This is a genomic window from Pseudoalteromonas sp. TB64 (genome assembly GCF_000498095.1).
GTDB lineage: Bacteria > Pseudomonadota > Gammaproteobacteria > Enterobacterales > Alteromonadaceae > Pseudoalteromonas.
The window spans coordinates 33,262-56,765 of the sequence record NZ_AUTQ01000073.1; the positions used below are offsets into that span (position 1 = coordinate 33,262).

General features: G+C 38.9%; 22 protein-coding genes and 2 pseudogenes. 15 read left to right on the plus strand and 9 right to left on the minus strand.

Annotation, left to right across the window (positions count from 1 at the left end; genetic code table 11):
• From L647_RS0103445 to L647_RS0103460, 3 genes are all read left to right on the plus strand, one after another.
• Window positions 1–708: an HAD-IA family hydrolase gene (locus L647_RS0103445; protein ID WP_024609950.1), complete on the plus strand. Its 708-nt coding sequence runs from the start codon at window positions 1–3 to the stop codon at window positions 706–708.
• Between the two features lie 188 nt (window positions 709–896).
• Entirely contained in the window at window positions 897–2,000 is a 1,104-nt protein-coding gene (locus L647_RS0103455; RefSeq protein WP_024609951.1) for a retroviral-like aspartic protease family protein, read from the plus strand.
• A gap of 22 nt (window positions 2,001–2,022) precedes the next feature.
• Window positions 2,023–2,379, plus strand: a complete 357-nt coding sequence (locus tag L647_RS0103460; protein WP_024609952.1) for a HopJ type III effector protein — start codon at window positions 2,023–2,025, stop codon at window positions 2,377–2,379.
• Between the two features lie 10 nt (window positions 2,380–2,389).
• Here L647_RS0103460 and L647_RS0103465 read toward each other — a convergent pair whose 3' ends face one another.
• Together L647_RS0103465 and L647_RS0103470 are read right to left on the minus strand one after the other, a co-directional pair.
• Entirely contained in the window at window positions 2,390–2,797 is a 408-nt protein-coding gene (locus L647_RS0103465; RefSeq protein WP_024609953.1) for a GNAT family N-acetyltransferase, read from the minus strand.
• A gap of 41 nt (window positions 2,798–2,838) precedes the next feature.
• Window positions 2,839–3,144, minus strand: coding sequence for a DUF6482 family protein (locus L647_RS0103470; protein WP_024609954.1), 306 nt, complete (start codon window positions 3,142–3,144; stop codon window positions 2,839–2,841).
• 90 nt (window positions 3,145–3,234) lie between these two features.
• On the opposite strand from L647_RS0103470, the gene L647_RS0103475 reads away from it, so the two are divergent.
• The 3 genes from L647_RS0103475 (at window position 3,235) to L647_RS0103485 (ending at window position 5,637) form a co-directional block, all read left to right on the plus strand.
• Entirely contained in the window at window positions 3,235–3,933 is a 699-nt protein-coding gene (locus L647_RS0103475) for a pseudouridine synthase (protein WP_024609955.1), read from the plus strand.
• Between the two features lie 108 nt (window positions 3,934–4,041).
• On the plus strand, window positions 4,042–4,416 hold the full coding sequence (locus L647_RS0103480; protein ID WP_024609956.1) for a BlaI/MecI/CopY family transcriptional regulator: 375 nt from the start codon (window positions 4,042–4,044) through the stop codon (window positions 4,414–4,416).
• 9 nt (window positions 4,417–4,425) lie between these two features.
• Window positions 4,426–5,637, plus strand: a complete 1,212-nt coding sequence (locus L647_RS0103485; protein ID WP_024609957.1) for a M56 family metallopeptidase — start codon at window positions 4,426–4,428, stop codon at window positions 5,635–5,637.
• Between the two features lie 74 nt (window positions 5,638–5,711).
• Here L647_RS0103485 and L647_RS0103490 read toward each other — a convergent pair whose 3' ends face one another.
• Entirely contained in the window at window positions 5,712–6,095 is a 384-nt protein-coding gene (locus L647_RS0103490; protein ID WP_024609958.1) for an MAPEG family protein, read from the minus strand.
• A gap of 235 nt (window positions 6,096–6,330) precedes the next feature.
• On the opposite strand from L647_RS0103490, the gene L647_RS0103495 reads away from it, so the two are divergent.
• A complete protein-coding gene (locus L647_RS0103495) occupies window positions 6,331–7,209 on the plus strand; it encodes a DMT family transporter (protein WP_029880364.1) in 879 nt (292 codons plus the stop codon).
• A 17-nt stretch (window positions 7,210–7,226) separates the two neighbouring features.
• On the plus strand, window positions 7,227–7,922 hold the full coding sequence (locus L647_RS0103500; RefSeq protein ID WP_253948828.1) for a hypothetical protein: 696 nt from the start codon (window positions 7,227–7,229) through the stop codon (window positions 7,920–7,922).
• 43 nt (window positions 7,923–7,965) lie between these two features.
• Here the strand turns inward: L647_RS0103500 and L647_RS0103505 are convergent, their stop codons facing one another.
• The 4 genes and pseudogenes from L647_RS0103505 to L647_RS0103520 all read right to left on the minus strand — a co-directional run bounded on the left by L647_RS0103505 (window position 7,966) and on the right by L647_RS0103520 (window position 13,132).
• Window positions 7,966–8,283, minus strand: a complete 318-nt coding sequence (locus L647_RS0103505; RefSeq protein ID WP_024609960.1) for a multidrug efflux SMR transporter — start codon at window positions 8,281–8,283, stop codon at window positions 7,966–7,968.
• Window positions 8,283–9,819, minus strand: a pseudogene (locus tag L647_RS01000000123590) (carbon-nitrogen hydrolase family protein). Before L647_RS01000000123590 ends, L647_RS0103505 begins: the two are co-directional and overlap by 1 nt.
• A gap of 99 nt (window positions 9,820–9,918) precedes the next feature.
• The gene (locus L647_RS0103515; protein WP_024609961.1) at window positions 9,919–10,767 is read right to left on the minus strand and encodes an MBL fold metallo-hydrolase; all 849 of its coding nucleotides are present in this window, start codon (window positions 10,765–10,767) and stop codon (window positions 9,919–9,921) included.
• Between the two features lie 79 nt (window positions 10,768–10,846).
• Window positions 10,847–13,132 (minus strand): penicillin acylase family protein, encoded by a 2,286-nt coding sequence (locus L647_RS0103520; protein ID WP_024609962.1) that lies wholly within the window; start codon window positions 13,130–13,132, stop codon window positions 10,847–10,849.
• 156 nt (window positions 13,133–13,288) lie between these two features.
• Between L647_RS0103520 and ycaO the strand changes: the two genes are divergently transcribed.
• The 7 genes and pseudogenes from ycaO (at window position 13,289) to folX (ending at window position 21,824) form a co-directional block, all read left to right on the plus strand.
• Complete coding sequence (gene ycaO / locus L647_RS0103525) at window positions 13,289–15,049, plus strand: 30S ribosomal protein S12 methylthiotransferase accessory factor YcaO (RefSeq protein ID WP_024609963.1); 1,761 nt, start codon at window positions 13,289–13,291, stop codon at window positions 15,047–15,049.
• Between the two features lie 115 nt (window positions 15,050–15,164).
• Entirely contained in the window at window positions 15,165–18,527 is a 3,363-nt protein-coding gene (locus tag L647_RS0103530) for an ATP-binding protein (protein ID WP_024609964.1), read from the plus strand.
• A gap of 43 nt (window positions 18,528–18,570) precedes the next feature.
• The gene (locus tag L647_RS0103535) at window positions 18,571–19,200 is read left to right on the plus strand and encodes a DUF480 domain-containing protein (protein ID WP_024609965.1); all 630 of its coding nucleotides are present in this window, start codon (window positions 18,571–18,573) and stop codon (window positions 19,198–19,200) included.
• Between the two features lie 69 nt (window positions 19,201–19,269).
• Window positions 19,270–20,068: pseudogene (nadE, locus tag L647_RS01000000123595) on the plus strand (ammonia-dependent NAD(+) synthetase).
• 133 nt (window positions 20,069–20,201) lie between these two features.
• Window positions 20,202–20,885, plus strand: a complete 684-nt coding sequence (folM, locus tag L647_RS0103545; RefSeq protein WP_024609966.1) for a dihydromonapterin reductase — start codon at window positions 20,202–20,204, stop codon at window positions 20,883–20,885.
• A 24-nt stretch (window positions 20,886–20,909) separates the two neighbouring features.
• A complete protein-coding gene (gene folE, locus L647_RS0103550) occupies window positions 20,910–21,464 on the plus strand; it encodes a GTP cyclohydrolase I FolE (RefSeq protein WP_024609967.1) in 555 nt (184 codons plus the stop codon).
• 3 nt (window positions 21,465–21,467) lie between these two features.
• Entirely contained in the window at window positions 21,468–21,824 is a 357-nt protein-coding gene (folX, locus tag L647_RS0103555) for a dihydroneopterin triphosphate 2'-epimerase (protein ID WP_024609968.1), read from the plus strand.
• Between the two features lie 14 nt (window positions 21,825–21,838).
• On the opposite strand, the gene L647_RS0103560 is transcribed toward folX, so the two are convergent.
• Window positions 21,839–22,273 (minus strand): YqaA family protein, encoded by a 435-nt coding sequence (locus tag L647_RS0103560; RefSeq protein ID WP_024609969.1) that lies wholly within the window; start codon window positions 22,271–22,273, stop codon window positions 21,839–21,841.
• A 115-nt stretch (window positions 22,274–22,388) separates the two neighbouring features.
• A complete protein-coding gene (locus tag L647_RS0103565) occupies window positions 22,389–23,414 on the minus strand; it encodes a hypothetical protein (protein ID WP_024609970.1) in 1,026 nt (341 codons plus the stop codon).
• Window positions 23,415–23,504: the final 90 nt, after the last annotated feature.

Here is a 23,504-nt window from a genome sequence, read left to right on the forward strand (position 1 = left end):
ATGATCCGATTTAATCGTGCTATTAAGCCATTTTCTGTCATGAGCTTTGATCTAGACGACACGCTATACAGCAATCACCCTATTATAAAAGCAGCCGTTAAAGCCCAACAAAATTATTTAAACGCGCTACCGGGCTATCAAGAGCAAGGCCAAAAGTACTGGCAACTATGTCGCGAACTTGCCGTAATACAAAACCCAGATCTCGCGGATGATGTAACCAAATGGCGCAAACACACCCTACGTTTAGCGCTTTCTAAACTTGGCTTTACCGCAGATGAAGTAGAGCGCCATGCAAATGCCGCCTATAACGCCTTTGCCGATGCGCGCAGCAAAATAGTCGTAAGCAATGACGTACTTAACTTACTAGATAACCTCGCCAAACGCTTTACGCTTGTTGCAATTACTAACGGTAACGTTGAAATTGAACGCTTTAACTTACACGATAAATTTGAACTAGTACTGCAAGCAGGTATGCACGGTAAAGCAAAACCTCACAGCACCCTATTTGATAAAGCAGCCACACATTTAAACGTTGCTAAAAGCGATATTTTACATATTGGCGATAGCCTAGATACCGACGTACAAGGCGCAAATAATGCTGGTTGCCAATCGGTATGGTTAAACGACCAAGGTGCTAATTATGCTTATAAAGGGCTGGCTGATATTGAAATAGCCAATATTCATGCCTTAACGCACTTTATTAAATAATACCAATTGCATTAAATAAGTGTTCTTTTATAGCGCTAAAAAAAATAGCATAATAACAAGGCGAAAATTGTGACATATAGTTGTTCTATATGAATAATTTTTAACGCAGTTAATGAGTTATTTAATGCGATAAAATAATCATGTTTTAATAAAATTGGTATAACCTAGTTTAAAAACAAGAGGTCACAATGAGCCACTCTACCAAGCTAATCACCTTGCTATTAATTGGCTCGCTTAGCCTTAACGCTTATTTATTATGGCCGCAGCCTGCGTTAACTAAACCACAAAAAACACAAAGTGCTAAACAAAGCATATTGCCTAAACAACAAAATACGTTACTAAATACGGCAAAGCAGCAATTTAAACAACACCAATTTGAAGCCGCACTTAGTAGCTATCAACAACTCAAAAATAGCTACCCAGAAATTGCAAAAAACCTTTATTCATCGTGGCTAGTGCAGCTTAAAACATGGCTAAATAGCAATTTATTACTCAGCGAATCATTTCTCAATGCGCTATTAAATAACAGCCCTTATAACGTAGAATTACTTAATTTGCAGGTTGAGTATTTAATAAATAGCGAGCAAACACAAAACGCCATTATTGCTTTATTTGAGCTGAATTCATTACTACCTGTTCATCAACAAAACAACGTAAATACACGTTTAAATACGCTCACTCAAAACGAATTACACACATTAACTGAGCAACAAAATTGGCAAGCTATTATTGAGCAAACACAAATTTGGCTTGATTATAAAAGCGATAATGCACAGTTTTTATATCCGTTTGCGTATGCCTACTATCAGCAAGGCGATTTAATTAGCGCACAAACAACCCTTGATCGAATGCCAAACCAACACAATCTAAAAAGCCAAGTGCAAACACTGCAAGCTATGATCAATAAAGCGCAATCACAAGACGACTTCGTTGCTTTAACGCCTTTCGGCGCGCATTACTTAATAAACACCGAAATAAATAATAATCTATCCACCGAACTAATGATTGATACAGGCGCAAGCGTGACCTCGCTACCTACAAGTATAATTGAGCAAATTTCGCCACAGCCTTTATATTTAGGCGATGTAACGCTAAATACAGCTAACGGTCAAATTGTTGTAAAGCGTTATCAAATTGAATCGTTTAAAGTGGGCTCGCAAATTATTTATGGTTTTGAAGTGTTGAGCATTGAAAACACACGCGGACAAGGTTTACTAGGAATGAACTTTTTATCGCGATTTAAATTCAATATAAATCAGCAAACAGATGAGCTAGAGTTGAGCGCTAAATAATTATAAAATATGAGAATAAAACATGACGTTAAATGACTACTTAGCAACCCTTGCAGAAAACCCAAAAAGCATTCAATTTACCGATACTATTGCTGTTATTGAGGCAAATTACACATTTACCGCATGCGACTTTAATAACCATGGATTACTTAGCTCTGCGAGTGAGAACAATGGCTCGTGTAAAATTTTTGCATTTGCTAAATTAAACGATTTAAGTAAAAAAAATACCTTAGATTGTTTTGGTAAATTTTACCGAGACGACGTGCTGCAAAACCCAAAAGGCGATGATCACCTAAATATTCGCACGTTTATGTTAGCACCAGAGGCAACACCATTTTTAGGTATTACCTTTGAAGGCGAGCCACTAAAAGCAAAATAGCCAACAAAAATTAAAGTGGCTTTTCCATAAAATAACGCGTACCTGAGCGTGGGTAATTATTAAGTTGATACTTAACACTATAACCGCGCTTTTCGTAAAAAGGTTTTGCCTGAAAATCAAGTGTATCAAGCTGAGCAGTTGTTACTCCTAGTTCAATAGCAGCTTGCTCAAGAGCCGTTAGCAATTTATCTGCAAGCCCTTTCCCTCGCGCACTATCGCTACACCAAAGCCAACTAATCATCAGCCAATTTCCAAATACACACCCACTAATACCGGCAACAAGCTCGCCTTGCTCATCCGTAAATTTATAGCCTAATGGCACTCTTTGCGCATCAAAATGCTGGGCGTTAAATTCAACCATTTTTGTGCGAAGCGCTGAGTTTAACGCATCGGTACTATCTGCTTTTAATTGATACATGTGCCGCCCTTAAAGGAGCAGATACTAGCAAACTAGTTCTATCAATACAGGTTGTTTTTACCGTAAGGTACTTCGAGCATATTACTGCCGGTTTTTTCGGGCTGTCCGCACATTTCGTCGTAAGCGCTTGTTTGGCGCAGTACCATTCCCGCATAGGCTATTTTATCAAAACGCTTTTGAACATGCAGTGGGCTTAGTGCTCTTAAAAATTCACCGCTGTCTTCTGTTACATAATATTCAACGTTATTGATCATTACCGATACTTGATAAAGCGCCATATCTAGCGAGTGTACAATGACTTTTTGTAGTGGCTCATGCTTTTTTAACTGTGAAAATTTAATACCCATAATTTTTGCCTTACTTAAATTTAACAGTATCGATACGCAGCTTTGCTATAATCGCGATCAAATTTTTATTAGTCGCTGGCATCACACGTTATGAGCACAAAAATCCGACTCGCTAAATATATTGCCCATGCGGGTATTTGTTCTCGTAAACAGGCATCGCGTTTAATTGATGAAGGTGTTGTGACTGTAAATAATCGTCCAGCGAATCATATAGATCACGTTGATGAGCAAGACATTGTAATAGTGAACGAAAAAGAAATTAAAGGCGTAGCCGATTTAGTTTATTTTGCGTATCACAAACCAGTTGGTATTGATTGCAAATTAAATATTGATGACCCAGCCAGCCTTATTCACCATTTGCCTACACTTACCCGTGTTTACCCTATTGGTCGCCTTGATAAAGACTCTCGTGGTTTACTTATTTTGACCAACGATGGGGATTTTTGTAATCAACTAATACATCCTGACTTCCACCAGCCTAAACATTATTTAGTCACCGTACATAAGCCTTTAGACGATGCTTTTTGTAAAAAAATGGCAGCAGGCGTACCTGTTGATAAACACATCACCCTGCCTTGTGAAGTAACTAAAATAGCCAGCAATCAATTTAATATTATTTTAAAACAAGGGTTAAACAGGCAAATTCGTAAAATGGCGCATTACTGCGGATACAAAGTAATTGATTTATATCGGGCACAATTTAGTGACCTTGCACTAGAAAGTTTAAACCTCCCTGAAGGGCAGTATATACGCATTAATAAAGCCGATATTTTAAAAGCCCACCTATAAACCCATACCAATTAGTTTAAATAACACGCTAAAAAGTTAAAAAATAAGCTTGCAATTATAGATTACAAGCGTAGTCTTAAGTTGAAGATTACATTTGTAGGCAATAAAATGATTGAGTTATCAAAAGCAGAATTTGACGTGCTAGACGCACTTTGGATTAACTACCCTGCCACCGCGAGCCAAATAATTGAGCGCTTAAGCGACGATAAGCAATGGCACGAAAAAACAATTAAAACCCTACTAGGTCGACTAGTAAAAAAAGGCGCACTTACATTTGAAAAAGACGGTCGCCAGTATATTTATATGCCGTGTATTGAGCGCGCCGACTACACCTTAAAAGAAAGCCAAAACTTTATTGAGCGCTTTTTTAGTGGGCGTATAGCACCACTGGTAAGCGGTTTTGCTAAATCGGAGCAGCTTTCTCAGCAAGATATAAACGAGCTTAAAAAAGTTATAGATGACTGGGAAAAAAACCAAAAGTAAGGGATTAACATGATTATTCAAACTGGGTTTAATTGGTTAATTGAGCAGCAACTACTATTAAGTATTTTGTTTTGTGGATTTATTTTACTCGAGCGATTTGGTTTAAAAGCCCTTGGCTCGCGGTTTGTATATAAATTAGCATGGCTATTACCTGCGGCATTGGTTATTGCTAATTTACCCAATGCAATAAAACCACTGCAAAATAGTAATATTAGCTATTACCTAATTACCCCTAACCAGCCTTTTGCACATGAAATGGGTATTAGCTGGGCGCTCATGTATGTACTTATTACCGCAGGGTTATTAATAGCCAGTTTTATTACGCATACTCGTTTTGTTAAAAGCCTGCAGCTAACTGAGCTAACGCACCTTGAGCACACTATTACCACTGGTGTTAAAACCTATACCAGCCAACATGTAGCCACACCAATGGTAGTCGGTATTTTAAACAGTAAGCTGGTATTACCGAGTAACTATAATACCCAGTTTGATAAAGCCACATTAGCGCTTATTTTAGAGCACGAAAACGTACATATTAAACGCAAAGACAACCTAACAAACGCACTTATATTACTGCCTACTATTTTACTGTGGTTCAACCCACTAGCTTGGGTTTGTTACGCAAGCATGCGCCGATTACAAGAGCTGACTTGTGATGAACGGGTACTTAGCAATAAAACCACACAACAACACATTTTATACAGCAAAGCCTTAGTAAACTGCGCGGCAAATGCGCCCACAGGACTTATGGCTTACTCACACTACGGAGATAAAAAAACCATGTTACAACGACTAACTAATATAAAACACAGCGGTAGTAGCTCTCGATTTGCTAAAGGTAGCTTAATGCTAATAGCGGCAAGCATGCTTAGCGGCTTAGCCATTGCTAAACAGCCACAAACTGAAATAACTAAAGAGGATCATATTTCACCAACAATACGCATCGAACCTGCCTACCCAATACAAGCAGCTCAACAAGGGATCAGCGGCTCTGTTGTATTAAAGTACGATATTGCAGCTAACGGTAAAACAAAAAATATCAGTGTCATTCAATCTAAACCTAAAGATATTTTTGATAAATCGGCAAAAGAGGCACTTGCAAAATGGAAGTATAAAACGTCAGATTCAGGTTTTGAAGATGTACTGGTACAGCTAGATTTTGCAATAAATAGTGAAGTGGCTAATACCGACTTAATAGAGCGAATTAAAGTATCGCATTAGTGTTACTGAGTTGTTCAAGACTACAAAGCAAGCGCCCTTTTAGGCTGCTTGCTTTGTGGTTTTAAAGTATAAACCTACAAACTCACCACAATCATAGCAATGGCTGTACCCAAACCAATAAACCATACTAGTGAGCGTATTATATCTAGGTTCATGTAATAAAAAACACAGTACAAAATACGCGACACAATATGCGTAACAGCTAGCATTTCTGTTATTGCGCCTACAGAATTAGTGCCCAGTACAACTGCAATAGCGACAGCAAAAACAGCGAGCGATTCAAAACAGTTTTGATGAGCAGCGAGCGCCCGTGCACCAAAGCCGGTTAATTTTTTTTGTTGCGCCCTTGGATGTTTATTGTCGTATCGACCTAATTTTGCCATTGCTATAGCAACCGGCACTTTTGCAAAGTAAGGCATTAATACCGCAAGTAATGCACATACAACTAATGTTGTCATAATTTATCCTTTTGATGTTTCGGATAATTTAGCATAAGCGCAATAAAAAAGCCGCCAGATACGTTTTATGACAAACTCTGGCGGCTAACAATAACATCAGGCTTACTATAGCTAAATATATCCTCAAACCCATGCGACATAATGTCGCAGATGATGAATATTCAACATTATAGTTAATGCATCGCTTTACTAGGGCGTGTTAACTTTACTACCTTATATTTTAACGATGACGACCATGACCTGGATATTTTTCACTTTTTTAGCCGCCTTCATGCAAGCATGGCGTAATGCCCTGCAAAGTAAATTAAGCAACGATGTGAGTGTTGCTGGCGTAACCCTCTCCCGCTTTATTATTGCAGGTCCTATTGCTGCCGTGTATTTATATAGTTTGTATCAATATCAAGATACAGCTATGCCTACGTTTAATAATGCCTTTTGGGGATTTATTGTAGGCGCAAGTGTTATGCAAATACTTGCCACTGGTTTAATGGTTAAATTATTTAAAATGAATAATTATGCTGTAGGTGCTGGTCTTGCCAAAAGCGAGGCGTTAGTGGCTGCTATTTTAGGTGTATTATTTTTTGGCTCGGCACTTTCTTTACTCGGTTGGCTTGGTGTGTTTTTTGGCGCTATTGCCGTATTGCTACTCAGCGGCATAACAAGCGTTAAACACTTTAATGCTAAAACGGCATTACTAGGACTGGCATGTGGTACTTGCTTTGCACTTACCTCACTGTGGGTACGTGAAGCCAGCTTAAACTCAGGATTATTATTTCCACACTCAGCCGCTTGGGTTTTGCTGTTTGTAATTAGCTTACAAACACTAATACTACTGAGCTATTTATTATTAAAAGAACCGCAAACACTCAGTAAACTGTGGCAATACAAAGGCACTACAGCCGCAATTAGTGTTTTTAGTTGTGTCGGTTCTATTGGCTGGTTTAGTGCTATGAGCTTACAGCACGTTGCTTACGTTAAAACACTTGGACAGGTGGAAGTGTTTTTTACCATGCTAATTGCCGTACTTTGGTTAAAACAGCCACTTAAAAAACAAGATACTGCAGGCTTAATACTCATAGCCATTGCCGCTGTTTTAGTCATGTTGCCACTATAAATTAAAAAGGGTTTTAATTGAAAATACTACTACTACCGGGGCTTGATGGAACAGGAATGCTTTTTAAAGGAATACTCAAAGTACTTCCTAAGACTTTAGATATTCAAGTGTTTTGTTTAGATGAACTCGAAGGCGATAGCTATGCTAAAAAAGCACAATATCTAGCTAAACATTTGCAAAGCACTGAATTATTTATCGTGGCAGAGTCATACTCTGGACCAATAGCATATGAGCTATGTAATTTATTGGGTAGTAATGTAAAGCAGATTGTATTTCTGGCAAGCTTCATTTCGGCGCCTAGTTTATTATCTCGGTATGCCTATCTAATTCCTACATTTGCTTTGCAGGCATCAAAATTAAATATATGGCTATTAAATAAAATGGGATTTGCAGGTTTGGGAAGTGAAAGCCAAGTTTTAGATGTATTTAAATCAATTAGCTTCGCAAATAAAGCTAAACTAAAAAATAGACTGCAGAACATATCTCGATTAAGTAAACCTAAAAACTTACATGCTACGCCTGTGGTATACATCAAACCTACAAACGACTTATTAGTTAATAAACGTGCTGTTGATGAGGTAAAAAGCGTATTTAATAATACAAAGGTTGTCACAATATTCGGTGGGCATTTTATTGCTCAAATACATCCTCTTGAATGCGCAGATATTATAAAAAGAGCGATAGACGAGTATAAAACGACTCAATATTTTTAATCTAAACGGCACTAAAAAACTTAGTGCCGTTTTAAAATATAAATTAAGAGCTTATTTTAAGTGTTATCACACCGCTAATAATCATTAATACTCCCGCAATACGACCAAATGTAGCGGCATCGTTATAAAACAATATACCCACTAAAAACGTACCCGCAGCGCCAATGCCTGTCCACACGGCATATGAGGTGCCCATTGATATTTGCCTTTGGGCAAGCCACAACATAAAACCACTAGCGACTAAAAATGCCACCGCTATTGCGATGCCCTGCCAGCGAGTATCTGGGTTTTGTGAGATTTTTAAACCTATCGGCCAGCCAATTTCAAGTAAACCGGCAATAACCAAATAAATCCACGCCATTAAACATCTCTCTTTTTCAAAATTACGTCGTATAAATCTTCACGTCGATCTTTTAAGTTACGCACTGTACCTTCGCTGTGAAGGATTTTAAGCTTATCCATATCAAGGTCACTAAATAACAGCATTTCTGTATTAGGTGTGGCTTCGTTAAGTGTTGCATCGTGCGGGAACGAAAAGTCCGATGGCGTTAACACAGCCGATTGTGAGTACTGCACATCAAGGCTTTCTACTTGTGGTAAGTTACCTACCGAGCCTGCAATAACCACATAACATTCGTTTTCTATTGCACGCGCTTGTGCACAATGGCGCACACGTAAGTAGCTATTTTTAGTATCAGTCCAAAATGGGACGAACAAAATATCTAACCCTTGTTTTGCTAATATACGTGAAAGCTCAGGAAACTCTACGTCATAACAAATTTGAATACCTACACGCCCAGCATCGGTTTCAAATACAGCAATTTTGTCGCCGCCTTGAATAACCCAATCGTTTTGCTCATGCGGGGTAATATGTATTTTACGTTGCTCGTCTATTTTACCGCTGCGGTGGCATAAATAACTCACGTTATAAATTTTATCGTCTTCGGCAAGCGGCATAGAGCCGGTAATAATATTGGCGTTGTATTCTATTGCCATACGCGACATCGCGTTTTTAAACGTTTCGGTATATTCTGCTAAATAACGAATCGCTTCAGTTTGGTTGCTTTGATTTCCTAAGCCCATTAATGGCGCGTTAAAAAATTCAGGGAATAGTATAAAGTCACTTTTGTAGTCAGATACGGTATCTACAAAGTATTCAACCTGTTTTAGCATTTCTTCAACCGATTCAACACAGCGCATTTGCCATTGCACAGCACCTACACGCACGATTGATTTAGTTGACTCGAGTACCGTGTCGGTTGGTTCATACATAATGTTATTCCACTCAAGTAAAGTGGCGTAACCAACTGACTCTTGATCCTCCGGTAGGTACTTTTTAAGTAAACGCTTTACCTGAAAATCGTTAGATAACTGAAAACTTAAAATAGGATCGTATAGCTCTCTCTGATCTACTTTTGCAATGTATTCCATTGGCGTCATTTCATTACTGTGATTGTAATAACGCGGAATACGCCCACCCGCTAAAATAGCGCGTAGGTTATATTGGCGGNCGGCACAGTTCTTTACGGGCATCATAAAGGCGACGACCTAATCGCATGCCTCTGTGAGTTTCGCTAATTGCCACATCTAAGCCGTATAGCGCATCGCCATCGGTATCGCTAAATACACGGTCGTGACCATCTGCAATGTCTTCGTACGTATGCGGGTTTGAAAAACGTGTGTAATCAACTTGTACACTTAATGCTAAGCCCACCAGCACACCGTCATCTACAATACCTATTTGCCCTTCAGGAAATTGGTCTATTAATCTAAAAATGGTATGACTTGGCCACGCACCACCTAAGTCGGGATACGCTTGATCCATCAAGGTTTTAATTTGCGGATATTGCTCTCTGGTTAAGTTACAAATTTCAAGATGGGTTTTTTCTGCCGACATACACAACTCCTTTAGGCATAAGAAAATAAAAGCCGAATGTACGCTCGATTAAATCAAGAATACACTCAGCTTTGTATCATGTTTTTTACTTTAGATGTACTACTTTAAACTGCGATAGAAGAGTGTGGTTACTTTCTCTTTTGGTAACCAGCCTGCGTATTCAAGACCAAGTTCTGCCAATGGATCGGCTTTAAGTACTTGCTCTAAGCTTGCATTATTTTGCATTGCTTTTAGCATCACATCTTTCGCGTTTTGAACTAGCTTACCATACGCTATCAGTCCTGAACGGTCACTTACCTTACCGTGTCCTGGTATTACTTTAGTGTTGCCGTCAATTTGATTAACTACATCGTTTACTGCCGCTAAAATACCATCAACGCTGCCGCCGCTATCTACATCAACAAACGGTAAGCTGCCAAAATTAAAGTAAATGTCGCCCATGTGCACTATGTTGTCGTTACTAAAAAAGACAACCGAGTCGCCATCGGTATGTGCATGTTCGTAATGCACTACATGGGCGTGTTCATTATTAAAATGCAGTTTTAAATCGTGACCAAAACTAATGCGCGGTAAAAAGTCTGACCCTTCGCCATGCTGCTCTTCTAAACGTTTATGTACATTGTCGTGTGCTATAACGTGCGCACCCGCTTTAGCAAAGTTTTCGTTACCACCGGTATGATCGCCATGATGGTGCGTATTAATAACAAACTCTGCACTGCCTGGCTTTAAATCGCTAATCGTTTTTTTAATGTCGTCTGATAACTTGGCAAACTGATCATCAATAATATAAATGCCATCATCGCCTACACTTGCTGCAATATTACCGCCTTGCCCAAATAGTACGTATACATGCTCACTTAGCTTTTGTGCTGTTACTGGACCCTCGTCGGCTTGCGCTGCTGTACTTAGTAATAAACCTGTTATTAATGCGGGTAGTATTTTTTTCATTTTTGTTCTCTGTTGTATGAATTAATAAATATAGAACGTTTTTATCACTATTTAAGCTCACTCACTGATCACTTAAACGTTATTTAACAGGGCTTATGACTATTTGATGTATAAGTGTTTGCGGCAATAAAGGTGTATGTTTACCCTCTACGTAATCACTAAACCCCGCTCTATAAAATTCAGAAAGAGGGTGTCCCGATTGCCCACCCGGAATAGCTAAAATTGCATGTTCTAAATGCCCAGGTTGAGCAATAAAGCGCTGCGATGCGCCAAAACTACGCCCTTGTACGGCGGGCATGTAGCTATCACCAAAACCCGCTGCTGTAGGCATATTTAATAACTTAGCAAGTAACGGCATTTGCTTTGCAAACGGGTGCTCTATCACTAACTCATTGACCTTGCCCCACTGCCAGCTTTGCACGTTATTGCCAAACTGCTCAGTAAGCTTAGTAATAGTTTGGTTAAATGCACCGTGTAATTGTGCATCCCAGCTCTCAAATTGTGGGTTTATCCACGTATCGGGTTTGTTGTTAATAAGCTGCCACACTGCGGGCTCTAAATCTCGTTTTACGTATTTAAGCGTGCCTTGCTGTTTATTTAATTGGCTTTCAATATTACTAAATAAAATATTAATCACTTCATCGCGGTAGCGCTTAACTAAGGTATACCCTATGGAGGTTGAACACGCACATTGCTGCCAATTTTCGAGCGCTGTTATATATTGCTGATTTTTAGTTTTATCGGCTTTTAATTGCTTTAATAGCAACGCATGCCAAGGCATTAAAAAGCGAGCTTGATTATCGAGCTGTAGTGCGTAAAAGTCGCTCTCTGCAAATGTTTGTTTTTCAAATAATCTATCGCGAATTTGGCTCGAACGTGCACCGAGTGCATAGCCACCATTGCCAAAGCGGGCGTTATCTTCAGCCGATACCACTCGAGAATTACCAGTCCATAATCGACCGTTTTGTGGGTTTTTAATAAAGGGACGCTCTAATTCGGTTTGCTGCCAAAGCACTGAGTAGTCATCAGCATTTACGCCAAGTTCGCTAGGCGTTTTACGAGCCGGTATACCGCCCATATTTTTCCACGCGGCGCTACCTTGGCTGTCTACCACCATTAGGTTTTGCACAGGTATTCCCACATCGCTTGCTACAGCAAGTGCATCATCTACTGTTTTGGCTTGCTCTAACTTTAATAGTTGCATATTAACGGCGTAAGGCTGATGTGCAGCCCAGCTCAATGCATAAGGTTTTCCGCTAATGTACTTTACAGGACCATATTCGCTGAGTATTAATGAGTAGTTTTCGATCTCCCCATCGGGTAATGCAATAGGTTCATCTACTTGCCATGTTTTACTATCATCGTTTAATGCAATCCAATCGGCTGTATCTAAATAGCCGTTAGTAAACCCCCATGCAATATTATTGTTAGTGCCAACAACAATTGCCGGCGCTCCGGGCAGCGATACACCAGTTACCTGAGCAGGTTTTCCATTTTGTGTATAATTTAGCTGGGCTCTGTACCAAATTGCAGGCACTGCCATCGATAAATGCATATCATCAGACACCATACCAGCGCCTGTTTTAGTCAACGCTCCTGTAACAGCCCAGTTATTACTGCCGCGCTCTTGGTTGGCTTCAATACTTTTAACTGTATGCTGTGTTTGAGTTGGCAAAGTAGGTATGCCGCCGCTATAAGGCACTAATTTACTGCCATCAAGTGCGCCTTGGTACTTACTCGGTTGCGTTAAAAAATCAACCATTTGCTTTGTGTACGCTTGCTCAATTTGAATAAGTGCTTGGTCGCGCTCAAATGTGGCGCTTTGCAAATCAAGGTACATGCTAAATATCACAAGTAGGCTGTCTTCACTTTGCCATGGCTTTTGTGGTGCACCGGTTAGTAAATATTCAAAGCTTGAATACCCTACTTGCGCTAAGCCTTCGTTTACACCTTGAGCGTAACTTTTAAGTAATTGCTTATCGGTCTCAGGTAAGGTTTGTAAAATAATTTGGCTGCGTTTACGTAATTGATGAAAACGCATCTTTTTATCGAGCCCCAGCGCAGCTTCGCCAAATAATTCACTTAGCTCGCCTGCGGCATTACGTCTTAGTAAATCCATTTGAAAAAATCGGTCTTGCCCATGCGCATAACCTAAACCATAGGCTGCATCGTTTCGGCTATTTGCATTTATCACTGCTTGCCCGAGTGCATCGCGCGAAATTTTTACAGGCTCTACTACCGCGTTACTACGTCCGTTTCCATCAAGGGCAGGTAAACTTAAACTAAGTACACCATAAACAACGGCGGTACTTGCCAGCCCTAAAATCACAATTAATAATAACAAGCGTTTGATTACTTTAAACATCAACCTTTCCTTTGCACGTTTTGACCAAGCGTTAAGAGCATATAATAACCGCAGTTTTATTAAATAATAATGTTCTTGCTCGCAAAGGGTGAAATAAACATCAAAATCCACGATAATGTCAGCTCCACACATCGTGCAGAACTAGTTGAGATCAATATGACTGAAAAAACATTTATCAAAGGTAAAGACCGCGACCTAGAATCGTCAATCTCTACCATGCAAAACAAGCTTGAAGCCCTACACATTAATGTTGAAGAAGCGCTTTGGCTTAACCCTGTAGCTAACTGTTATTCGGTTCATATAAAAGACAGTGACTGCGGTGTTATGTTTACCAATGGTAAAGGCGCAACCGACAAAGCATCTATTGCCTCAGCACTCGGTGAATACTTTGAGCGTTTAAGCTGTAACTACTTTTTTGCAGACTTTTATCTAGGTGAAGAATTTGCCAATGGCGAGTTTACTCATTACCCAACTGAAAAATGGTTTAAAGTTGAAGGCGATGAAGTACCACAAGGTATTATGGATGAAAGCTTATGGGATTACTTTGACCCAGAGCGCGAACTTAACGCATCACACCTTTTTGATTTTAACTCTGGCAATATTGATCGTGGCATTTGTACCCTGCCGTACACACGCCAACGCGATAACCAAGACGTATACATTCCGGTAAACGTTATTGGTAATATTTTTGTATCTAACGGTATGAGCGCAGGTAACACGAAGTTTGAAGCTCGCGTACAAGGTTTATCAGAAGTATTTGAACGCGCTATTAAAAACCGCATCATCGCCGAAGGTATTTGTTTACCAATCGTGCCTGAAGATGTTGTTAAGCAATATCCTCTAATTCACGAAGCGTGTGAAGAACTTCGCAGCCATGGCTTTCATTTACGTATTGCCGATGCATCGCTTGGGGGTATTTACCCAGTAATGAGCGTAACGCTTATTAACCCAACTGATGGTTCTGTATTTGCTTCTTTTGGTGCTCACCCATCATTTGAAGTTGCACTTGAGCGTACCGTTACAGAGTTACTACAAGGTCGTCGTTTAGATCAACTAGATGTATTCCAACCTGCAACATTTGATAACGACGAAGTAGCAACACCAGAGAATATTGAACTGCACTTTATTGATTCAAGCGGTTTGATTTCGCATGATTTTTTCCGTGCAAAACCTGACTTTGAATTTGTACATTGGGACTTTAGCGGCACAACAGAGCAAGAATATAACTTCTGTACTGACCTAATTCACAGCATGGATCATGATATCTACATCATGGATTACACGCACCTAAACGTATACGCATGTCGTATTTTAGTACCGGGCATGTCAGACATTTACCCTGTTGATGAGCTTATTTGGCGCAACAATAACGAAGGCGCTAAATTCCGCGAAGCATTTTTATCGCTTGATCAGTTTAGCACCGAGCAATGGATGGATATTTACGACAGCCTAGAAGAAGCAGGTCATAGCGATATTATCCGCGCCGCAGAATTTATTGGCTTAGCAACTGATGCCGACACACCATGGCACACTCTGCGTATAGGTGAACTTAAAGCGCACCTATGTTTAGCCGCAGGCAGCGAAGAAGCCATTGATTGGGTTGATTGGATACTTCATACAGGCCAAGTAAACGAAGATGCAATGCGCCACTTCCGCTGTTTAAAAGCGATTCTTGAAATTAAATACGATGACGAGCGCGAATACGCTGATTACCAAGATGCATTAGGCTTAATGTTTGGTGCTAATAATGTAGCGCTGGCTATAGAAATTGCCGAAGGTAAAAAGCAGTTTAACGGTTTAACTTTTCCTGGTTTATCGCTTGAAGGCTTTAAAAAGCATGCGGCACTACTTGATGGTTACCGCAAGCTACACGTAGCAAAGCAAAATCATTGGGCGCGTGAAGTTAGCGATTCGTAACTCGCTAAACTACTAATTATAAAAAATAAACGGTGCATTTGTTAATGCGCCGTTTTCATTTGTGCAATAAATTAGCTATAGTTAATTTGCCTAAATTAACGCCACGATGTAGCTAATGCCACCGTCTAGTAACAATAAAAAAACGAATGTTCATAACTTTAAGCTGACCTTTTGGTTATCGCTTACGCTAACAGTACTAGTTGGGGTAGTTCTTGATCGTATTAACTATAATCGTGTTAAAGATACCCATCGTCTGCAAATTCTTTCCGAAGTAAGCACCTACAGAGCGCAGCTCGAATCTACTTTAGTTTCTAATATTCAACTAGTACGAGGTTTAGGCGTTGCCGTTGCTGCTGAACCCGATTTAACACAAGAACGCTTTGGAAAAATTGCCGCCCCTCTTTTTAAAACATCAAACGAGTTACGTAGTATTGCTGGTGCTCCAAACATGATTATTCAAATGAGCTATCCGCTAAAAGAAAACGAAAAAGCAATTGGTCTTAACTTTTTAAAAAATGAAAAGCAGCGCGAAAATGCAATTAGAGCTCGCGATACAAATACAATAGTTATGGCAGGTCCTCTCACTTTAGAGCAAGGTGATTTAGCACTAGTGGCACGCGTTCCTGTTTATTTGCAAACGGATAATACCTTTTGGGGCTTATTATCCGTTGTTTTAGATCTTGAAAAAGTATATGTCAACTCAGAGGTTTATGAGCTCGAAAAAGAATACACCATAGCTATACAAGGGCGTAATGGATTAGGTAAAAAAGGTGAGTTTTTTTACGGAGATCAAAATATTACAAACATAAACCCGATTGAATTTACTTTAAATTTTCAAGGTGGCAACTGGCAACTCTATGTCGTTCCGAAGGTCGGCTGGAGCCCTCCTAACTCAGCTATATGGCCACTACGCTTAGCAATAATAATTATTTGTGGGCTATTAATTTGGGCATTTTTATTCTTTTTAAAAATGCTTGAGCGCCAACAACAAAACGAAAAAATGCTCGAAACCATGAGTGATCTAGCCCAAATTGGCGCATGGGCTTTTAATTTAGAAGCTCAGCAAGTGTATTGGTCAGACATGACTAAAAAAATATTTAAATACCCGCTTAATGCACAACCAGAATGGCCTAAAGATCTAAACTACTTTAAAAAAGGTACTAGCAGAGAAACCATTAAACCCTTAATTGAGCGTGCTATTAAATATGGTGAAAACTACGAAGTTGAACTAGAAGTAATAGATGCTAAAGGTGAGTCTGTTTGGGTACTTGTACATGGCGAAGCCGAGTTAAAAAATGGACGTTGTGTAAGAATTTTTGGTTCATTACAAAATATTGATACTCGTAAAAAAAATGAACTAGAAGATAATAAAATAGCACTGCATAACGAAATTCTAGCTTCACTTACTGTTAATAAATTAATTTTAAACGGTCAATTAAGCCAATCAAAAGACATTATTACGCAAGCTGTTTGCCAAGCATTTAATATTGAACGTGCCAGTATTTTACTTTTTAACAAAGACAAAAGTCAGCTAAATCCCTTTGCTGTACATAGTAAACTTTCACCCGCAAATGAAGTAGAGCCAATTTGGCTTAGACAAAATACGCCTAACTTTTTTAATGCTATAGATCATCAGGCTGTTTTTAATGCTCCTGATACTTTAAATAATCCTATTTTAGAACCTCTCAAAAAACGTTATTTAACACCATTAAACATTAAGTCTATGCTATGCGTAATTATTCCTGCTGGCAGTGGCGTAATAGGAATGGTATGTGCCGAACAGTGTGAATCAAAACGCTATTGGTCTAAAAATGAAGAAAGTTTTTTAATTGCCGTCGCTGCATTAATTGGTAGCCTACATTCAAGCCAACAACGAATAGAAACAGAACAGCAATTAGTTACCGCTAAAGAAGACGCAGAAAAAGCAGTTGCTGCAAAAAGTGAATTTTTAGCGAGTATGAGCCACGAAATTCGCACTCCAATGAATGGCGTTTTGGGGATGTTAAACATACTCAAACAAACTCAATTAGATCAGCAGCAAGGACATCACATTGAACTTGCGCAATCATCAGCTCAATCTCTGCTTAATATAATTAATGATATTTTAGACTTTTCGAAAATTGAAGCGGGTAAGCTCGATATTGAAAATGTGCAGTTTAATCTCCCAAGGTTATTAGGTGAAGTAGTTGAATCATTTGCTTTAAAAGTAGAACAAAACAACACCAAACTTATTTTAGACGCTACTAAAATTACAGTAAGTGAGATAATTAGCGATCCTAATAGATTACGCCAAATTTTAAATAACTTAATTGGTAATGCGGTTAAATTTACTTTAAATGGTGAAGTAATAATAACGGCAAAAATAGATGAAACAACCGATGGTTCCTTTTTACAATGCTCAGTGATCGACACTGGTATTGGTATTGATCCTAAACAACAAAATTCATTATTTGAATCTTTTACGCAAGCAGATACCTCAACTACGCGTCAATTTGGTGGAACAGGATTGGGTTTAGCTATAGTTAAACAACTATGTGAGCTTATGAATGGCGAAGTAAGTGTCAATAGTATGGTAGGCGAAGGCAGTACGTTTTCTTTCACCATAAAAATACAACCGCGCTTGAGTAAAGAGCAAGATTTACCGAGTCATTTAATTAAAAATAAACGTATTCTTATTATTGATGAATGTGCTTTAAATGCAGGCACTGCAAATAAGCAGCTCACTGTATGGGGTGCAACTGTTAACTGCATACATAGCTACTTTGATGTAGCTGATTATCTAAAAAATATAACCATTCAGCCAGATGCTATTTTAGTAGATTACTACTTTTTTGAAAAAGCCACTCCGTCACATATTGCCACCCTCAAAAACTTTATAATTATGCATAACTGCAAGCTAGTGATTATGGCGCCTATGAGCTACTCACGAGAAGAGTCAAAGCTTGGTATGGAGGTCAACTGTATGATCTTCAAACCACTCACTCCCTCTGATTTATTTGACTCGCTCACTAACGATAAATATATAGAGCAACAACAAAATCAAGCGCAGCTACAAAATAAACTAACCAAAGCAACAACTGTTGATTCAACCGAGCCCACACTTTTACTAGTTGAAGACAATAAAATTAACCAAGTTGTTGCCTCTGCTTTATTAAAACAAGCAGGTGTGATTTTTGATATTGCTGAAAATGGGCTTGAGGCAATTGTAAAACTCAATGCAAAACAAGGGAAACCATATAAGCTAGTTTTAATGGATTGCCAAATGCCTGAAATGGACGGCTACCAAGCAACTAAAGCTATTAGAGAAGGCGATGCGGGTAAAGATAATGAAAATATTACTATTATTGCATTAACAGCCAATGCCATGCAGGGCGATAAGGAAAAATGCTTAGCCGCAGGTATGAACGACTATTTAAGTAAGCCTCTTGATTTAGCTGCATTACAACCAAAGCTTCAACAATGGCTTGGTACTCAATAAAGGTGTAAGCTAATAAAATACGCTTACTAATTTGAGATTATTTATGCAGTTATCAGCAAATCAACAACGTATTATTGGGTGTTTACTAGAAAAACAAAGTACGACGCCTGAACATTACCCGCTGTCTTTAAACGGGTTAACTAATGCGTGTAATCAAAAATCTAATCGTGACCCAGTTTTAAATCTTACTGAAAATGACGTACAAAATACACTAGATGAATTAATTGAAATGCGTTTGGTGACAATAGACGAAGGGCTGTCTGGTCGTGTAAATAAATACGACCATCGCTTTTGTAATACGCAATTTAGTAATTTGCAATTTACCGAGCAACAACGTGCCATTGTTTGTTTAATGCTGTTACGTGGCGCGCAAACTCCAGGTGAATTAAAAACCCGCAGTAATAGACTTGCTCAATTTAATAACGTAAACGAAGTAGAAAATGCGTTAAACGAACTTGTTAAAAGTGACTACGTTAATAAATTAGATCGAGAGCCGGGTAAACGCGATAGCCGTTATATTCATCTGTTTGGTGATCAAGAGTCTAATTTAATAAATAATGCGGCAACCGCAACGTTAGATACAGTCCAAAATAATGAGTTAGATGAACTACTCACCGAAGTTGAAGAGTTAAAAGCAGAGCTTCGCCAGATAAAAGACCATTTAGGGCTTTAATTACACCGTACTAAATCACATAATAAGTCTATTGCGTATATAAATTAATTAAACAATAAGGAGCTACCCATGCGCGCCGAAATTATAGCTGAAATGAAAGTTCAGCCAATGATTGATGTAAACGCTGAAATAACTCGTCGAGTTAACTTTATAAAAACACGTTTAGTAGCTGCCTATTCAACGTCTTTAGTGCTTGGCATTAGTGGCGGTGTTGATTCATCTACCTGTGGACGTTTATGCCAACTTGCCGTAAACGAGCTTAATAAAGAACACAGTACAGATAAATACCAGTTTATTGCTGTGCGTCTACCTTATGGCGTGCAANCAGCCAAGCAAGCGTATGACCGTTAATGTTCAGCCTGCTGCCGATGCGCTTCACGAACAAGCAATAGCTGCTGTTGTTGGTAATGGTGAAACATTACCAGAGCAAGCAAAAATAGACTTTATTAAAGGCAATGTAAAAGCACGTCAACGCATGGTTGCACAATACGAAATAGCCGGTTTTTGCCAAGGCTTAGTTGTGGGTACCGATCATAGTGCTGAAAACATTACTGGTTTTTATACTAAATTTGGTGACGGCGCTTGCGATTTAGCTCCTCTTTTTGGTTTATCAAAACGCCAAGTACGTTCTTTAGCAACAGCATTAGGTGCGCCCGCTTTATTAGTAGAAAAAGCACCGACAGCCGATTTAGAAAGCGATCGCCCAGGGCTTACCGATGAAGAAGCGCTAGGTTTAAGTTATGAACAAATTGATGACTTTTTAGAAGGTAAACCTGTGTCTAAAGATGTTGAAGAAAAGCTTGTAGGTATTTACTTACGTACGCAACATAAGCGCCAAGCAATTCCAACTATTTATGATGACATGTAAGCTATATAAAGTAATTAATGCCCAATAAGCATTAATTACTTTTTTGATCGACTGATTTAAACTCTGCGTATATGCTAACTAAATAACGCTTTGAAATTTTATTAACCACCCGCCAAAGAGAACACTGCATTATATGACATCNTTGGCACTGGCTCAGCATTATATCGCCCTAGGGCAGGCAATAATTATTACGTATCGTACTCGCCATAAGGCTGTTGATTTATTAGAGCAACAAGGCGCTGTGTGTGTGTATGCTGATTTTAGTACCGATGAAGGTATAAGTAACTTCATAAACACGCTTAATACGCATACAACGTCATTGCGAGCAATTGTACATAATGCATCAAGCTGGGACTGTGAAGGTAACAATCCTAACTACGTTCAATTATTTGATAACATGATGCGTATTCATGCTAAAACACCTTATTTAATTAATTTAATGTGTGCCGATTTACTATTAAACTATCAAGCTAGTTTAAAAAAACCTGCTGATATCATTCATCTTACAGATTACGTAGTAGAAACTGGCAGCCCAAAACATGTAGCTTATGCAGCAAGTAAAGCTGCACTTGAAAATCTAACAAAATCGTTTAGCGCTAAATATGCGCCAAATATAAAAGTAAACTCGGTTGCTCCATCGCTCATTATTTTTAATGAGCATGATGACGATCAGTACCGTACTAAAACCCTAAAAAAATCATTAATGGGCATTGAACCCGGATGCCAAGAAATTATCAATAGCATTGATTTACTATTACAAAGCCAGTACATCACAGGTCGTTCTTTGCCTGTGGATGGCGGTCGTCATTTAAAGTAAATAAGCTAATAAACTGAGACATTTATGCATAATGAATTAAAAGATAGTTACCAAAAAATAATCACCGCTGTAGGCGAAGACGCTAATCGTGAAGGCTTACTTGATACGCCAAAACGCGCAGCAAAAGCAATGGAATATTTAACGCAAGGGTATCGTCAAACACTTGAAGAGATAACCAATAACGCAATATTCACCTCTGACGCCGACGATATGGTACTCATACAAGACATAGAGCTTTACTCTATGTGCGAGCATCATTTGTTGCCATTTATTGGTCGTTGTCACATTGCTTATATTCCAAATGGCAAAGTACTCGGTTTATCTAAATTTGCACGCATAGTAGATATGTACGCACGTCGTTTTCAAATTCAAGAGCAACTAACCCATCAAATTGCCAAAGCGGTTGAAGAAATAACCGGTGCAAAAGGTGTAGGTGTTATTGTTGAAGCCAAGCACATGTGTATGATGATGCGCGGTGTAGAAAAGCAAAATTCAAGTATGCGAACTTCTGCAATGCTAGGTAACTTTAGAGCTGATTCAAAAACGCGTAACGAATTTTTGCAGCTAGTAAGAGGTTAATCTATGGCTAATGCAATTATTAATGTAACCAACTTACGCCTACGCACTTTTATTGGTTTTAATCCAGATGAGCGCGAAAAAAAGCAAGACGTAGTGATTAACTTAGAGATTCATTACCCTGCTGATGATGCCTGTAAAACAGATGAAGTAGACCAAGCATTAAACTATAAAGTAATCACCAAAGAAGTGATTAGCTTAGTAGAGCAAGGTCATTTTTTACTACTTGAAAAACTGGTTGCTGAAATTCTTGCTGTTTGCCACATACACCCAAGTGTACATTATGCCAAAGCGCGTGTAGATAAACCCCACGCACTGCGTTTTGCTGACTCGGTGTCGTTAACGCTTGATTGGGCTAAATAACCGACAAAGTTCATTCAAAAAAGCTTTTCAAATCCTATGGCAAGGGCGATAACCGCTAAATAGCGCGCGCCTTTGCCTAGTGTTACCAACAATAAAAATAAGCTAAATCGTACCTTAAATATCCCCCCAATCACTGTTAGCGGATCGCCTACAATAGGTAACCAAGCAAACAACAAACTAAACACACCGTATTTATTAAATTGCTTTTGCGCGCTCTCAAGCCCACTTTGTGATACCGGAAACCACTTTTTATCTTTAAAGCGTAATATTTGTGTACCCAACCAATAGTTAACGCAACTGCCTAAAACATTACCAAGTGTTGCAACACACCATAAAAGCCAAAGGTTTACTGTATTTTGAGAAATCATTCCCACCATAATCACTTCAGATGAGCTAGGCAGTAATGTGGCAGATATAAATGCACTAACAAATAGCGTGAAATAAAGCATAACGCCCTTATAGCTAAACGTAAAAACCCAGCTAATTGCTGGGTTTAAAATAATATGATGCCTACTTTATCAAAAATAAATAAATCATATAGTCTATTTTTAACGACCTAAATTATTAGTTATTTATTCTATTAAGCTTTGCGGGCTTCAAAACAGCCACTTCTTCAACTGGGCGTGGGCGTGTAGGTCTAACATGCTTTTTACTTGAAGGTACACAAAACAATTCGCGCTGACCGCTTACAATATTGTCTGGAGCAAATTGGTTATTAATTAATAGATTTTGGCTCTTAACTTTATTTTGCTTAACGTAGTTGTAGCAAACTAAGTGTCGTTTTGAGTTTAGCATTTTAAACTCTTGTTTATTATGTATTTTAGTTGACGGATTACATAACAAAACAGGCTTCCCTAAAACTGCCTTTGTTCTACCAAACTGATCTGCAATCATAATTGTTTCTTCTGGAAGTCGGTCTGCTTTCTCAACGTTGTAACACTGAAAATGCTCTCCAGGCACACTTACTGCAATACTCTCCGATTTAACTAACTTTCCACATGGGGCTGTAAATACTGAGTAGGTGCGCTTACTTTTATTACTTGTTGACCAAATCCAACGAAATAACTTTGTATTAACCACATTCGCTAAAGGAAAGTTTAACGCCATCCACGGTGGAGTGCCGCTAGCAACAGTACCGTTATTCATAGTATAAGGCAGGCTTGTTTGTGCATTTATAAGCGTGGTTATTTGTGCAGCATTTGGACCACCACTTTGCGCCCATCCCGTCGATGCAATATCGGATTGATGCGCTCTAAATACTCCTGAACCAGTATAAACGGTATGGTCACCTTTAAAAATCCCTGCAAATCCTTGAGCACTACTTCCGTCACCCCAAGCAATTACGCTAACTGAGCAGCTTTCCATAGCACTCGCTGAATTATTAACAGCGAACTTAAACTCTTCAATTTTTTTCCATTGGCTTCCATGTGCGCCACGATGCACAACGTTGTTAACACTGCCTTGGGAGTGCACAACAATAAAGTCGTTATCAGCCGTTACATTACCTGTGACCGTTGCCGTACCCGCATTTACATGCAAAGCTGCGCTCATAAGACAGGTACCAAGTATGAGTTTTTTTAATATTTTCATTTTAATATCCTTTAAGTTTCAATTTATGATTAGCCATACCTCTGGCTCATTGAAACTTAGCAGTAAAAATAAAAATGTATTTTAAATTAA